The 13,667-nt window shown below is 72.4% G+C and carries 9 protein-coding genes; 3 read left to right on the top strand and 6 right to left on the bottom strand.

What is annotated here, in order from left to right:
- Position 1 precedes the first annotated feature (1 nt).
- The 6 genes from ACFW2Y_RS01370 to ACFW2Y_RS01345 all read right to left on the bottom strand — a co-directional run bounded on the left by ACFW2Y_RS01370 (position 2) and on the right by ACFW2Y_RS01345 (position 9,491).
- Positions 2–511: a pyridoxamine 5'-phosphate oxidase family protein gene (locus ACFW2Y_RS01370; protein ID WP_384871784.1), complete on the bottom strand. Its 510-nt coding sequence runs from the start codon at positions 509–511 to the stop codon at positions 2–4.
- A gap of 144 nt (positions 512–655) precedes the next feature.
- Positions 656–1,036 carry a VOC family protein gene (locus ACFW2Y_RS01365; RefSeq protein ID WP_384871782.1) on the bottom strand — a complete coding sequence of 127 codons (381 nt, stop codon included), beginning with the start codon at positions 1,034–1,036 and terminating at the stop codon, positions 656–658.
- Positions 1,037–1,148: 112 nt separating this feature from the next.
- Positions 1,149–1,868, bottom strand: coding sequence for a vWA domain-containing protein (locus tag ACFW2Y_RS01360; RefSeq protein ID WP_384871779.1), 720 nt, complete (start codon positions 1,866–1,868; stop codon positions 1,149–1,151).
- 358 nt (positions 1,869–2,226) lie between these two features.
- A complete protein-coding gene (locus ACFW2Y_RS01355; protein ID WP_384871776.1) occupies positions 2,227–3,687 on the bottom strand; it encodes a glutamate synthase subunit beta in 1,461 nt (486 codons plus the stop codon).
- Positions 3,680–8,242 carry a glutamate synthase large subunit gene (gene gltB / locus ACFW2Y_RS01350; RefSeq protein WP_384871773.1) on the bottom strand — a complete coding sequence of 1,521 codons (4,563 nt, stop codon included), beginning with the start codon at positions 8,240–8,242 and terminating at the stop codon, positions 3,680–3,682. Before gltB ends, ACFW2Y_RS01355 begins: the two co-directional genes overlap by 8 nt.
- Positions 8,243–8,762: 520 nt before the next feature.
- A complete protein-coding gene (locus ACFW2Y_RS01345) occupies positions 8,763–9,491 on the bottom strand; it encodes a VIT1/CCC1 transporter family protein (RefSeq protein ID WP_384871770.1) in 729 nt (242 codons plus the stop codon).
- Between the two features lie 253 nt (positions 9,492–9,744).
- On the opposite strand from ACFW2Y_RS01345, the gene ACFW2Y_RS01340 reads away from it, so the two are divergent.
- Genes ACFW2Y_RS01340 through ACFW2Y_RS01330 form a run of 3 tightly spaced genes read left to right on the top strand, consistent with a single transcriptional unit; the run spans position 9,745 to position 13,320 of the window.
- Complete coding sequence (locus tag ACFW2Y_RS01340) at positions 9,745–10,740, top strand: ADP-ribosylglycohydrolase family protein (RefSeq protein ID WP_384871767.1); 996 nt, start codon at positions 9,745–9,747, stop codon at positions 10,738–10,740.
- Positions 10,737–12,188 carry an ADP-ribosylglycohydrolase family protein gene (locus tag ACFW2Y_RS01335; RefSeq protein WP_384871765.1) on the top strand — a complete coding sequence of 484 codons (1,452 nt, stop codon included), beginning with the start codon at positions 10,737–10,739 and terminating at the stop codon, positions 12,186–12,188. Before ACFW2Y_RS01340 ends, ACFW2Y_RS01335 begins: the two co-directional genes overlap by 4 nt.
- On the top strand, positions 12,154–13,320 hold the full coding sequence (locus tag ACFW2Y_RS01330; protein ID WP_384871762.1) for an ADP-ribosylglycohydrolase family protein: 1,167 nt from the start codon (positions 12,154–12,156) through the stop codon (positions 13,318–13,320). The genes ACFW2Y_RS01335 and ACFW2Y_RS01330 overlap by 35 nt, the downstream gene beginning before the upstream one ends.
- Positions 13,321–13,667 lie beyond the last annotated feature (347 nt).

Below are 13,667 nucleotides of genomic sequence, written 5' to 3'. Positions count from 1 at the left end.
CTCAGGCGTCCGGGCGGGGCGGGGCGTCGTCGTTGCCGCGCCGGACCGTTCGCGCCGGCCGCCCCGGCACCCAGCTGCGGAGCACCATCTCGTCGCCGTCCACCCAGGTCCGCACGACTTCGCCCGGCTCCACCCGGAAGAGGTGGAAGGGCTGCGGTGCCCCCGTCTCGACCGCGTACCGGGCCAGGGCCTCCGGGTCGGTGATCTCGACCGCCCGCCCGGAGATCCGGACGTCACCACCGCCCATGTCGGTGCCGGGGCCCGGGTTGGCGAGCAGCGAGAACCGGGGGTCACGGCGCAGATCGAGCGCCTTCCGGGAGTTCGGCATCATGCCGAGCAACAGGTCACCGCCGCGGAAGTCCGCCTCGATCCCGCTCAGCCGGGGCGAACCGTCCTTCCGCACGGTGGCGAGGACGTGGTGGGCGTACGACTCGAAGCGCTTCCGCACGGTCGCGGCGAGCTCGGGTTCGGCGGCCTCGAAGGCCGACCAGCTGGTTCCGGTGTCTTCCATGGCCCCAGGAAACACGGCATGCCCGACAACGACTGTCAGGATTGCTCCGAAGGCCCGGGAGCCGCCCGCAGCCGGACGACTTCGGGGGCCGGAGCCAGCCGATGACGACGCCCCGCAGCGGGCCGGGCGTCCCGCCGACCGCGGTCAGCCGGTGACCGCGCGCTCCGCCCGGCTGCGCTCCACGCAGAACTCGTTGCCCTCCGGATCGGCGAGGGTCACCCAGCCGGTGCCGTCCTGGTTCCGGCGGTCGTGGACCGGGGTGGCGCCGAGGGCGACCAGCCGCTCGACCTCCTCGTCACGGGTGCGGTCCTGCGGCTGGAGGTCGAGGTGGACGCGGTTCTTCACCGACTTCGCCTCGGGCACCCGGATGAAGAGGAGGCTCACGCCGGCCGACTCGACCAGGGCCTCCGGGTCACCGGGCCGGTCGTCGTCACCGAGCTCGGTGTCCAGGGCCGCGGCCCAGAAGCTCGCCAGGGAGTAGGCGTCGGCACAGTCGATGGTCACATGGCGCACGAGAGAGGTCATGACGTCATCATCGAGTGCGACGGCACCCCGGAGCCAGGGGGTTTCCGCCAGGCTCCGGCCCGCCGTACGGATCTCGGTGGCGGGCCGGAGAAGGACGGACACGCGGCGCGGCTCAGTGCCGGACGACGCCCTGGGCCCGGGCGGCGGCGAGCCAGCGGGGGAACTCGGAGACGAGCCGGTCGTACAGCTCCGTGTCGGAAACCCGGTTCGGGTCCTCCCCGGCGTGGAAGAAGCCGGCGTTGTCGAGGGGCCGCTTCCCCGGCACGTCCAGCTCGTCCAGCTTGCGCAGGAAATCGAACTGCCGGCTTCCCGGGTCGCCGAAGCCGATGAACTGCCAGAAGATCGGCAGCCGGGCCGCCTTGCACACGTACCGCTCGGCCGCCAGCTTGTTGATCGGCCCCCCGTCGGTCTGGAAGACGACGAGGGCGGGCGCGGTGGAGCCGCTGTCCAGGTAGTGGTCGATGACGGCGTCCATGGCGAGGTGGTAGCTCGTCTTCCCCATGTGGCCGAGCCCGGCGACGATCCGGTCGATCCGGCCGGCGTGGTCGTCGAGACGGATGTCGGTCAGGGCGTCGACGTCCGTGGAGAAGAAGACGACCGGCACCCGCCCGTCGTCGTCGAGGTGGGCGGAGAGCCCGAGCACCCGGTCGGCCAGGGCCTGGACGGTGCCGTTGCGGTAGTACGGCTTCATGGACCCCGAATAGTCGACGACGAGGTAGACGGCGACCTGCTGCCCGACGATCCCGTGTCGTTCCAGCGAGGCCCCGGCCTCCTTGTAGAGGCTCACCAACGCGGGCGCGGTCTCCTCGACCTTGCGCAGGTTCAGCGGCACGTCCGTTCCCCCTCCGGCTCTTCGACCTCCGTGAACACGACGTCGGCCGGATCGCGTTCGACGGCGCGGGGCGACTCGGTCCGGGTGGGGCGCACCGGGTGCGCACCGGTCCCGCCCGGCCCCGCGACGGCAGTCTACGACCCTCCCCGCCGCCGACCGGGCTGCGGGAATCGGGTTCGACCGGGCCGGGGCACCACCCCCTCCCGGGCCGGCGGCCCCTCCGTCACCTGCGCGCGGAAGGGATCCGGGGAAAACGCGCCGCAGCACTCCCCAGTCGTCCGGTCGGGGACAGGCGGGGAGTGCTGCGCTCAGTTCCGCACGTCGTTGTACGGGACGTTCTCAGGGGTGATCCGGCGGATCAGACCGTCAGGGCGCGGTCCGTCGGACGGATCGGGGCCGGCAGGGAGCTGGCGCCGGTCAGGTAGCGGTCCACCCCGCGGGCGGCGGAACGGCCCTCGGCGATGGCCCAGACGATGAGCGACTGGCCGCGACCGGCGTCGCCGGCGACGAAGACGCCATCGACGTTGGTGGCGAAGTCCGCGTCACGGGCGATGTTACCCCGCTCATCCAGGTCCAGACCAAACTGTGCGACCAGTCCGTTCTCCACGTCCGTGCCGGTGAAGCCCATCGCCAGCGTGACCAGCTGGGCGGGGATCTTGCGCTCCGTGCCCGGCTTCTGCGTCAGCTTGCCGTCGATGAACTCGACCTCGATCAGGTGGAGGAACTGGACGTTGCCGTCCTCGTCGCCCTCGAAGTGGGTGGTGGAGACGGAGTAGACCCGCTCGCCGCCCTCCTCGTGCGCCGAGGTGACCTTGTAGAGCATGGGGAAGGTCGGCCAGGGCTGCCCGGCGTTCCGCTCGTCGCCCGGCTTCGGCATGATCTCCAGCTGGGTGACCGAGGCCGCGCCCTGGCGGTGCGCGGTGCCGACGCAGTCCGCACCGGTGTCACCGCCACCGATGACGACGACGTGCTTGCCCTCGGCGGTGATCGGCGGCGCCACGAAATCGCCCTCGACGACCTTGTTGGCGAGCGGCAGGTACTCCATCGCCTGGTGGATGCCGTTCAGCTCGCGACCCGGCACGGGCAGGTCACGGGCGGTGGTGGCACCGGCGGCGATGACCACCGCGTCGTAGCGGTTGCGCAGGGCGGTCGCCGGCATGTCGCGGCCGACCTCGACGCCCGTGCGGAACTTGGTGCCCTCCGCCCGCATCTGCTCGATGCGGCGGTTGATGTGCCGCTTCTCCATCTTGAACTCGGGGATGCCGTAGCGCAGCAGTCCGCCGATCCGGTCCGCACGCTCGTAGACGGCGACCGTGTGGCCGGCCCGGGTCAGCTGCTGGGCCGCGGCCAGACCGGCCGGGCCGGAGCCGATGACGGCGACGGTCTTGCCGGAGAGGCGCTCGGGCGCCTGCGGCTTGACGTCGTTGGCGTCCCAGGCCTTGTCGATGATGGAGACTTCGACGTTCTTGATGGTGACGGCCGGCTGGTTGATACCGAGCACGCACGCGGCCTCGCACGGGGCCGGGCAGAGGCGACCGGTGAACTCCGGGAAGTTGTTGGTGGCGTGCAGCCGCTCCGACGCCGCCGACCAGTCCTCGCGGTAGGCGTAGTCGTTCCACTCGGGGATCAGGTTCCCGAGGGGGCAACCGTTGTGGCAGAACGGAATGCCACAGTCCATGCAGCGGCCAGCCTGCTTGCTGATGACCGGGAGCAGGGAGCCGGGGACGTACACCTCGTTCCAGTCCCTGACGCGCTCGGCCACCGGTCGGGTCTGGGCGACTTCGCGCCCGGTGGTCAGGAAGCCCTTGGGGTCAGCCATGGGACGCAGCCTCCATCATCTTCTCGGTGGTCTCGGTCTCGGAGAGGCCGGCGAGCTCAGCGGCGTCCTTGGCGGCGAGCACTGCCTTGTACGTGGCGGGAATGATCTTGCTGAAGCGGGCCGCCGCGGCGTCCCAGTCGGCGAGCAGCTTCTCGGCGACCGTCGAGCCGGTCTCCTCGAAGTGGCGGCGCACGACGTCGTGCAGCCACGCCTTGTCGGTGTCCGACGGGGCCTCGACCGCCTCCAGGTTCCCGGAGTTGACGTTGTTCCGGTCGAGGTCGATGACGTAGGCGACGCCACCCGACATGCCGGCGGCGAAGTTGCGGCCGGTCTCGCCGAGGACGACCGCCGTACCACCGGTCATGTACTCGCAGCCGTGGTCGCCCACGCCTTCCGAGACGACCAGCGCACCGGAGTTGCGGACGCAGAAGCGCTCGCCGGTGCGACCGCGGAGGAAGAGCTCGCCGCCGGTCGCGCCGTAGCCGATCGTGTTGCCCGCGATGGTCGAGTACTCGGCCAGGTGGTCGGCACCCCGGTCCGGACGGACGATCACCCGGCCGCCGGAGAGCCCCTTGCCGACGTAGTCGTTGGCGTCGCCCTCCAGGCGGAGGGTGACGCCGGCCGGCAGGAAGGCGCCGAACGACTGGCCGGCGGAGCCGGTGAAGGTGATGTCGATGGTGTCGGCCGGGAGGCCGGCGCCACCGAACCTCTTCGTCACGTGGTGGCCGAGCATGGTGCCGACCGTGCGGTTGATGTTGCGGATCGCGACCTGGGCGCGGACCGGCTGGGCCTCCTCGGCGGAGGCCGCGTTCAGGGCCTCGGCGGCGAGCTGGACCAGCTCGTTGTCGAGGGCCTTCTCCAGGCCGTGGTCCTGCTCGATCCGGGCGTGGCGGACCGCGCCCTCGGGGAGCTCGGGCACGTGGAAGAGCGGCTCCAGGTCCAGGCCCTGGGCCTTCCAGTGCGAGACCGCACGGCTGGTGTCGAGCAGTTCGGCGTGGCCGACGGCCTCGTCGAGGGTGCGGAAGCCCAGCTCGGCGAGGAGTTCCCGGACCTCTTCGGCGATGAACTCGAAGAAGTTGACGACGAACTCGGCCTTGCCGGAGAAGCGGTCGCGCAGGACCGGGTTCTGGGTGGCGATGCCGACCGGGCAGGTGTCCAGGTGGCAGACGCGCATCATGACGCAGCCGGAGACGACCAGCGGCGCGGTGGCGAAGCCGAACTCCTCGGCACCGAGCAGGGCGGCGATGACGACGTCACGGCCGGTCTTGAGCTGGCCGTCGGTCTGGACGACGATCCGGTCGCGCAGGCCGTTGAGCAGCAGCGTCTGCTGGGTCTCGGCGAGGCCGAGCTCCCAGGGACCGCCCGCGTGCTTCAGCGAGGTCAGCGGGGAGGCGCCCGTACCGCCGTCGTGGCCGGAGATGAGGACGACGTCCGCGTGGGCCTTGGAGACGCCGGCGGCGACCGTGCCGACGCCGACCTCGGAGACCAGCTTCACGTGGATGCGGGCGACCGGGTTGGCGTTCTTGAGGTCGTGGATCAGCTGGGCCAGGTCCTCGATGGAGTAGATGTCGTGGTGCGGCGGCGGCGAGATGAGGCCGACGCCGGGCGTCGAGTGACGCGTCTTGGCGACCCACGGGTAGACCTTGTGACCGGGCAGCTGACCGCCCTCACCGGGCTTGGCGCCCTGGGCCATCTTGATCTGGATGTCGTCGGCGTTGACCAGGTACTCGCTGGTGACGCCGAAGCGGCCGGAGGCGACCTGCTTGATCGCGGAGCGGCGCGCCGGGTCGTACAGGCGCTCCGGGTCCTCGCCGCCCTCGCCGGTGTTGGACTTGGCGCCCAGCTGGTTCATGGCGATGGCGAGCGTCTCGTGCGCCTCGCGGGAGATGGAGCCGTACGACATGGCGCCGGTGGAGAAGCGCTTGACGATCTCGGAGACCGGCTCGACCTCGTCGATGGAGATCGGGGCGCGGCCCTCGGCGGCGAAGCCGAAGAGTCCACGGAGCGTCATGAGGCGCTCGGACTGCTCGTTGACCCGGTCCGTGTACTTCTTGAAGATGTCGTACCGCTTGGTGCGCGTGGCGTGCTGGAGGCGGAAGACGGTCTCCGGGTCGAACAGGTGCGGCTCGCCCTCGCGACGCCACTGGTACTCGCCGCCGATCTCCAGGGCGCGGTGCGCGGAGGGGACGCCCGAGGCGGGGTAGGCCTTGGCGTGACGGGCGGCGACCTCCTTGGCGACGACGTCGAGACCGGCTCCGCCGATCTTGGTCGCGGTGCCGTTGAAGTAGGTGGCGACGAAGGTCTCGTCGAGGCCGACCGCCTCGAAGACCTGGGCGCCGCGGTAGGAGGCGACGGTGGAGATGCCCATCTTGGACATCACCTTGAGGACGCCCTTGCCGAGGGCGTAGATCAGGTTCCGGATGGCCTGCTCGGGCTCCAGCCCCTCGATGAAGGTGCCGGCGCGGACCAGGTCCTCGACGGACTCCATCGCGAGGTACGGGTTGACCGCCGCCGCGCCGTAGCCGATGAGCAGGGCGACGTGGTGGACCTCGCGGACGTCACCGGCCTCGACGAGCAGGCCCACCTTGGTGCGCTGCTTGGTGCGGATGAGGTGGTGGTGGACGGCCGCGGTGAGCAGCAGCGAGGGAATCGGCGCGTGCTCGGCGTCGGAGTGCCGGTCGGAGAGCACGATCAGGCGGGCACCGGCCTCGATGGCGGTGTCGGCCTCGGCGCAGATCTCCTCGATGCGCGCGGCGAGGGCGTCGCCGCCGCCGGACACCCGGTAGAGGCCGGAGAGCGTCGCGGCCTTCATGCCGGGCATGTCGCCGTCGGCGTTGATGTGGATGAGCTTGGCCAGCTCGTCGTTGTCGATCACCGGGAAGGGCAGCGTGACGCTGCGGCAGGACACGGGGGTCGGTTCGAGCAGGTTGCCCTGGGGACCCAGCGAGGAGCGCAGCGAGGTCACGAGTTCCTCGCGGATCGCGTCCAGCGGCGGGTTGGTCACCTGGGCGAAGAGCTGGGTGAAGTAGTCGAAGAGCAGCCGCGGGCGGGCGGACAGGGCGGCGATCGGAGAGTCCGTGCCCATGGAGCCGATGGGCTCGGCGCCGCTTCGGGCCATCGGCGCGAGGATGACGCGGAGCTCTTCCTCGGTGTAGCCGAAGGTCTGCTGGCGGCGGGTGACCGAGGCGTGGGTGTGCACGATGTGCTCGCGCTCGGGAAGGTCGGACAGCTCGATCTCGCCGGTCTCCAGCCATTCCGCGTACGGCTGCTCGGCGGCGAGGGCGGCCTTGATCTCGTCGTCCTCGACGATGCGGTGCTCGGCGGTGTCGACGAGGAACATCTTGCCGGGCTGGAGGCGGCCCTTGCGGACGACCTTGGCCGGATCGATGTCGAGGACGCCGACCTCGGAGGAGAGGACGACGAGGCCCTCGTCCGTGACCCAGTAGCGGCCGGGACGCAGACCGTTGCGGTCGAGGACCGCACCGACCTGGACGCCGTCGGTGAAGGTGACGCAGGCCGGGCCGTCCCAGGGCTCCATCATCGTGGAGTGGTACTGGTAGAAGGCGCGGCGGGCCGAGTCCATGGAGTCGTGGTTCTCCCACGCCTCGGGGACCATCATCAGGACCGCGTGCGGCAGCGAACGGCCGCCGAGGTGGAGGAGCTCCAGGACCTCGTCGAAGGAGGCCGAGTCGGAGGCGTCCGGGGTGCAGATCGGGAAGATCCGCTCCAGCGCGCCCTCGCCGAAGGCCTCGGATTCGAGCTGCGCCTCGCGGGCGGTCATCCAGTTCCGATTGCCCTTGACAGTGTTGATCTCACCGTTGTGGGCGACGAAGCGGTACGGGTGGGCCAGCGGCCAGCTCGGGAAGGTGTTGGTGGAGAACCGGGAGTGGACCAGGGCCACGGCGGTGGCGCAACGGCGGTCCGAGAGGTCCGGGAAGAAGGGCTCCAGCTGGCCGGTGGTCAGCATGCCCTTGTAGACGATGGTGCGGGCGGAGAGCGACGGGAAGTAGGTCGCGGCCTCGCGCTCGGCGCGCTTGCGCAGCACGAACGCCTTGCGGTCGAGGGCGATGCCCGTGCTCTCGCCGTCGGCGACGAAGAGCTGGCGGAAGACCGGCATGGTGGCGCGGGCGGAGGCACCGAGCAGTTCGGGGGCGATGGGGACCTCGCGCCAGCCGAGGACGGTGAGGCCCTCTTCTGCGGCGATGGCCTCGATCGAGGCGGCGGCCTCGTCGGTGCCCTCCTCGGGGAGGAAGGCGATGCCGACGGCGTACGCGCCGGCTTCGGGGAGCACGAATCCGGCGACCTCGCGGAGGAAGGCGTCCGGGATCTGGAGCAGGATGCCGGCGCCGTCGCCGGAGTCGGGCTCGGAGCCGGTGGCACCGCGGTGCTCGAGGTTGCGCAGTACGGTCAGCGCCTGCTCGACCAGCGCGTGGCTGGCAACACCGGTGAGGGTGGCCACGAACCCGACGCCACAGGCGTCGTGTTCGTTACGGGGGTCGTACATCCCCTGCGGAGCGGGGCGACCGTCCATGGGCGACCAGGCGTCGGAACGCATCGGCTCTCCCGTCGTCGTCGTGGCATGTGGAGCTGCCGAGGGACGACGTTGGCCCTCCGCGAAATTTCGTGCAGGTTACATGATGGCTGGCTTCTCGCGAAGTGGATAGCTCATTCCAGCATGCGGACACCGCCGACACGCAGCGGCGCCATGGAGTCACCTGTGGGGTGCGGCGGCAGGGACTGCCCCGCGGGGACGGATCGATCGGTCCGGAAGGTTTCCGGGCTCCCGGCGAGCCGTCGCTGAGTGGGCTTCATTGCCCAGTGACGCTCATGCCTCTTTCCCCGTGGTCACACACTCGAAACCGCCGAGTAACCGGCTACCTATGTGGCGTCCTGCATAGTGTCCCATCGTCGCGACGGATCGGGCCAGGGAGATACGTCACAGCCCTTATGGGCCTTATGCCCGCATCAAGTGCCCCACATGCCGGAAAGGCCCCCCTGAGGGGGCCTCGCGGTCTACTGTGCGGGTGCGGATTCCGTTCCCGAAGGGGCGGCGCGCGGGTGCGACCCGCGCGGAGTCAGAGCGCCGCCCCGAAGAGCATGCCGAGCCCGTACGTGACGGCCGCTGCGGCCCCGCCCAGGGCGAGCTGACGCACCCCGCTGAACCACCAGCCGCGGGCCGTGACCCGGGCGACCAGGGCCCCGCAGGCGAAGAGGCCGAGGAGTGCGAGCAGCACGGCCGGCCAGAGCGCGGTCGCCCCGAGCAGATACGGAAGGACCGGCAGGAGGGCACCGAGGGCGAAGGAGCCGAAGGAGGAGACCGCGGCGACGAGCGGCGACGGCAGGTCGTCCGGATCGATGCCGAGCTCTTCGCGGGCGTGGATCTCCAGGGCCTGCTCGGGGTCCTTGGAGAGCTGCATCGCGACCTCGCGCGCGAGCGCGGGCTCGACCCCGCGGGAGACGTAGAGCGCGGCGAGCTCCTCCATCTCGTCGACCGGGTGCTTGTGCAACTGACCGCGCTCGACGTCCAGTTCGGCTTGGACGAGCTCACGCTGCGAAGCAACGGAGGTGTACTCCCCGGCCGCCATGGAAAAGGCGCCGGCAGCGAGACCGGCGAGGCCGGTGATGACGACGGTCTGCGAGGAGACCGCGCCGCCCGCGACACCGGTCATCAGGGCGAGGTTGGACACCAGTCCGTCCATCGCGCCGAACACCGCCGGCCGCAGCCAACCACCGTTCACGTCACGGTGGCTGTGGTTGTCGCGGTGGGCCTCGTGCAGAGGCGCCTGGGCTTCGATGATGGACATGGTTCTCCCCTCGCTCCGGCGGGCCGGGATGCACCCGCCGCCCCCAACGTCCTCGAAAATACGCCCGATGTAAGGGGTGCGCCAGCAAGGCAGGCCGTACTTACTAAGGACTGCCTCACCCAGGGGGCCTTGATGTGGCGCAGTGTCAGCCGGGTGACAGAGACGTTTCTTCGGCGAGAACGCGACCCGCGGTGGCACAAATCCAGGCACGGGAGCGCCACGGGTGCGCCCCCACCGAGGAAGGGGCCGCGCAATGGTGACCACGGCATGCGACACGCGTGAACGGGCGAGGGGGGCACTCCTCGGCCTCGCCGTCGGCGATGCGCTCGGGGCCCCCGCCGAGAACATGCGCCCCTCCGAGATCCGCCGCCGCTGGGGCCGCATCGAAGGCTTCGTGACGGACAGTCCGGCCGGCACCGACGACACGGAGTACGCGATCTTCTCGGCGCTGCTCCTCGCCCGGCACGGGTCCTCCCTCACCGTCCACCACGTCGAACGGGCTTGGCACCGCTGGATCGCCGACCTCGACGAAGGCCCGTTCCGCGGCGCGGGCTTCTCCGAGCGCGGCACCCTGGAGAACCTCCGTCGGGGCCTCACCGCCCCTGTCTCCGCCCAACACCGGCACGCCTGGAGCGACGGCCTCGCCATGCGGGCCGCCCCCTTCGGGGTCTTCGCGGCCGGTCGCCCGGCGGAGGCGGCGCGGCTCGTCGCGATCGACGGCAGCGTCAGTCACGACGGCGAGGGCATCTACGGCGGTCAGGCGGTGGCGGCGGGCGTGGCGGCAGCGATGTCCGGCGCCACCGTCACGTCCGTGATCGCGGCCGCCCTCTCGGTCGTCCCCATGGACTCCTGGACGGCCCGCTCGCTGCGCCGCGCCGTGGTCGCGGCCCAACGCGTGCAAGCGGACCCGCTCGCGCGCGAACGCCAGGTCCGCTCGGCGGTCGTCATCGGCGGATACCCGTGGACCGACCTGGCCCCGGAAGCGGTGGGCCTCGCCTTCGGCGCCTTCGCCGCGGCCCGCGGCGACTTCCGGACGGCCGTCCTGACCGCCGTCAACATGGGGCGCGATGCCGACACGACGGCCGCGGTCGCGGGCGCGCTGGCCGGCGCGATGGGAGGCCGGAGCTCGATCCCGGAGGACTGGGCCTCGGCCATCTCCCCGGTGGCGGGCAGTTGCCTCCCCTCCATGCGCGGCTACCACGTCCTGGACGTCGCGGACCTGCTGACCCCGGAAGGGGGCGCCCGATGAGCACGGACACCGCCGCGGGGGACACCACCGCGGGTGCCGTCGCCACGGAGGGCGACCGCCCCGCCCCCGTCGGGCCGACCGCCGGCGCCCCGCCCGGCACCGGCGGGACGCCGGGCACCGGGGCGCCACCGGTGGCGCCCGGCTCCGCCCCCCGGGGCGGCACTCCTCGGGACCGGGCGCCCGCACCGGACCGGGGCCGCCGGAACCCCGCCCCGCACGGGCTCGCCCCCTCGTACGGCCTCGCCCTCCGGAGCACCGCGGAAGTCCGGCACACCGCCCCTCCCCGGGGTCCCGGCCGGGAAGCAGTCGAGGGCCTCCTCCTCGGCATCGCCGCGGGCGACGCCGCGGGTTGGCCCGCCGCCCGGCACCGGGCCGCCCGCATGCCCGAGTGGACTCGTCGCCTCACCCGCGAACTCGACGCCTTCGCCGAGCAGAACGCGACGACCACCCTTCCCGTCCCCCTCGCCCTCAACCAGCCGCCCGAGCCGCTCCGGCTCGGGCCCTCCGACGACGCCGAATGGGCGGCCTTCACGGCGGAGGCGGTCCTCACCGCCTCCGGCCCCGCCCTCACCGGCCTCCCCCCGGACCGGCGCCTCCGCGCCGCCCTGGACCTCGCTTGGAACGCCCTGGCCAGCCAGGTCGCCGCAGCCGCGGAGCGGGCCCCCGAGGTCGAGTCGGCCGTCCTGCCCCTGCGCGCCCGGATCTCGATCCGGGCCGGCCTCGGCAACCTGGCCACCGGGCTGCGCCCGCCCGCCACCGGCCACGACAACCCGCACTTCTTCGACGACGCCGCCTGCGTCAGGGCCGCCGTCCTGGCCGTCGTGCATCCCGGTGACCCGTGCGCCGCCGCCGAACTCGCGGAATTCGACGCCCGGTACACGCAGGACGGCGACGGCGTCCACGGCGCCCGCGCCACTGCGGCGGCGGTCGCCACGGCCCTCGGTGGAGCGCGGGTCGACGAAGCGGTCGAAGCGGCCCTCGCCGAACTGCCGCCCGGTACCGAGATCGGCCGCAACGCCCGACACGCGGTGCGGTTGGCCCGGACCTCGGACTCGGCCTTCGCGCTGGTCCCACTCCTGGAACACCAGATCGTCGACCACGTCTACAGCTACGGCATCGCCGCAGCCGAGACCGTCCCGGTCGCCCTGGCCCTCGCCACCGCAGGCCGCGGCGAGCTGACGGCCGCGGTGCCCGCCGCCGCGTGCCTCCCCCGGGTCGCCGACTCGGCTCCGGCGCTCGCGGGCGCGCTCACCGGGGCGCTGGGCGGCGGCCGTTCGGTCCCGGCGGGTTGGCGCGAGGCCTGCCGGACCCTCGCGGGCTGTGCACTGCCCCGGCTCGCCGGCACCGACCTGATCGAACTCGCCGGGCTCCTCGGAGCCGTGGAACCGAGCACACCAGATGGACAATTCCGACATGACACCCACACTGGATGCCCCCGCACTGGATGACCGCATCACCGGCAGTCTCCTCGGGGCCGCCGTCGGCGATGCGCTGGGCGGCCCCGTCGAGGGGTACGCCCCCGAGCAGATCCTGGAACGCCACGGCGGTCGCGTCACCGGAATCGTCGGCCCCTGGAGCGGCGGCGATTGGCGCACCGCCCGCCCCCTCGCGCCGTACCACAAGGGAGACGGGCACGTCACCGACGACACCTTGATGACCCATGCGCTGATCAGGGTGTACGAGAAGGTCCGCGGCCACCTCGACGCCCACGCGGTCGCGGAGCACCTCGTCCCCGAACTCATCGGCGCCCCCGTCTGGATCCCGGAGCTGGAGGCCGAGGCGCTTCCCCTCCAAAGGGTCTTCCTCGCGGAGAAGTGGATCGTGACCCGACTCCACTACGGTCACGTCGATCCGCGCGAGGCCGGCAACGGCAACGTCGTCAACTGCGGGGCCGCGATGTACATGGCCCCGGTGGGCCTGGTCAACGCGGCCCACCCGGCCGGCGCGTACGCCGAGGCGATCGACCTCACCGGTGCGCACCAGTCCTCGTACGGTCGGGAAGCGGCGGGGGTCTTCGCGGCAGCGGTCGCGGCGGCCTGCTCCCCCGGCGCCACACCGACCTCGGTGGTGGACACCGCGCTCTCCCTGGCGAAGGACGGCACCCGGGCGGCGATCGAGACGGTCGCCGAAGTCGCCTCCCGCCACACGGACTTCGAAACGGCCCTCGCTCCCCTCCGCGGGGCGGTGGCCCCCTTCGACACGGTCGGGCCCGACTACCGCAGCCCCTCCCTCGGTGCCCGGCGCCCCTCCCGTCTCCATGCGATCGAGGAACTCCCCATCGCCCTCGGCATGCTCCTGGTCGGCGGGGGCGACTTCCGGCGCACGGTCCTCGGAGCGGTCAACTACGGGCGTGACTGCGATTCGATCGCCACCATGGCAGGTGCGATCGTCGGCGCGCTGCACGGCGAGTCCGCCGTCCCCTCCTCCTGGGCGAAGCAGGTCGCGGACGCGAGCCGCCTGGACCTGCACGCACCGGCACGGGCCCTGGCCGCGGTCGCCCGGGAGGTCTTCGCCCGGGACACCGCGCTGCGCCGGGACCACGAGTCGGCCTTCGCGGGCCTGACGGGCGCGGACCGGTGACCCTCCGCGTGACCTGGGTCCAACCGGAGGACCTGGTGGGCCACGAGCTGCGACAGGCAGGGGAGGACGGTCGCGACGCCCAGGCCCTCGCGGCCCGCTGGGCGGCGGCCGGCGGGCCGCCCGCCCCGGAGACGGCCGGTGCCTCAGTGCTCCCCCGCCCGGACCTGCGCCCCCTGGCGGAAGAGCTCCTGGACGCCCTGGCGTCCCTGCCCGCACCCCTGTCGGCGCAGGAGCCCCCCCCCCCCGCGGGGGGGCCGGGGGGGGCCCCCCCCGCCCCCCGCCCGGCCCCCCCGCCCGCCCCCCGCGGCCCGCCGGGCGCCCCCCCCGGCCCCCCCCCCCCCCCCCCC

It is taken from the genome of Streptomyces sp. NPDC058877 (assembly GCF_042742855.1).
Lineage (GTDB): Bacteria > Actinomycetota > Actinomycetes > Streptomycetales > Streptomycetaceae > Streptomyces.
Note: the sequence above shows the minus strand (reverse complement) of the source record. Positions and strands in the feature narration are given on the sequence as shown.

Excerpts from the sequence above, each read along its gene's own strand:
- ACFW2Y_RS01370 (WP_384871784.1), bottom strand. The coding sequence starts at position 511 with ATGGAAGACACCGGAACCAGCTGGTCGGCCTTCGAGGCCGCCGAACCC.
- ACFW2Y_RS01355 (WP_384871776.1), bottom strand. The coding sequence starts at position 3,687 with ATGGCTGACCCCAAGGGCTTCCTGACCACCGGGCGCGAAGTCGCCCAG.
- ACFW2Y_RS01335 (WP_384871765.1), top strand. The coding sequence starts at position 10,737 with ATGAGCACGGACACCGCCGCGGGGGACACCACCGCGGGTGCCGTCGCC.
- ACFW2Y_RS01365 (WP_384871782.1), bottom strand. The coding sequence starts at position 1,036 with ATGACCTCTCTCGTGCGCCATGTGACCATCGACTGTGCCGACGCCTAC.
- ACFW2Y_RS01345 (WP_384871770.1), bottom strand. The coding sequence starts at position 9,491 with ATGTCCATCATCGAAGCCCAGGCGCCTCTGCACGAGGCCCACCGCGAC.
- ACFW2Y_RS01340 (WP_384871767.1), top strand. The coding sequence starts at position 9,745 with ATGGTGACCACGGCATGCGACACGCGTGAACGGGCGAGGGGGGCACTC.
- ACFW2Y_RS01330 (WP_384871762.1), top strand. The coding sequence starts at position 12,154 with ATGACACCCACACTGGATGCCCCCGCACTGGATGACCGCATCACCGGC.
- gltB (WP_384871773.1), bottom strand. The coding sequence starts at position 8,242 with ATGCGTTCCGACGCCTGGTCGCCCATGGACGGTCGCCCCGCTCCGCAG.